The following is a 673-nucleotide window of genomic DNA, read 5'->3' as shown; positions in this document are numbered from 1 at the left end:
CATTGTTCAGTACTACAACCTTAGTTGTAGTGCCCTGCACATTGGTTCGTCTTGTTCAGTTTTCAAAGGTCTTTGTCACTCGCTTCTCTCAAGTGACAACTGTATTAGTATATCACAGCCGCTTTCGCTTGTCAACACTTTTTTGAAACTTTTTTTAAATTTTTTTCATTTAGTGTTTCAACTGCTTTATACTATAGTCCGTACGGGATTCGAACCCGTGTTACCGCCGTGAAAAGGCGGTGTCTTAACCCCTTGACCAACGGACCGGAGTTGTTATTTTCAACTCTTACTATTATACCGACTTTTTTTGCTTTGTCAACACCTTTTTTTAATTTTTTTTTTAGAAGTCTTGTAATGTTGCCTTCAGCTCTCTGAGAAGGGCTTTGCGGCCTTTAAATCGTTCGTCTGCCCAGAGGCGTTCATAGGCTTCTTGCTTATCTTCTGGTAATTTTCTTCTATAAGTATCCAACAATTCATGAAGGGCGTAGTAATCATCCAACCACAATCCTCCTTCTGGTAGGCGATGGCTAATCTCCCCTACTTCTTCGTAGGCCATCCGGTCTAGGCGACGTTTTTGACTCTCTTGTTTTCTGACGCTATCAAGGATTCGATTGCGAAATTTTGTTTTGAAGTAGACGTAGAGTTTCTTTTCTTCTTCCACTAGTTCTGGATG

The 673-nt window shown here is 40.7% G+C and carries 1 protein-coding gene and 1 tRNA gene; both read right to left on the bottom strand.

Annotated features, from left to right (window positions below):
* Window positions 1-194: 194 nt before the first annotated feature.
* A tRNA-Glu gene (locus AC3E7H_RS09925) sits at window positions 195-266 on the bottom strand.
* 74 nt (window positions 267-340) lie between these two features.
* Window positions 341-673: sigma-70 family RNA polymerase sigma factor (locus tag AC3E7H_RS09920; RefSeq protein WP_490676506.1), on the bottom strand; the 333-nt coding region annotated here is incomplete at its 5' end.

The sequence above is a fragment of the Streptococcus sp. SCPM-O-B-15304 (M98) genome (genome assembly GCF_058200215.1).
This window is presented reverse-complemented; position numbering and strand designations above follow the sequence as displayed.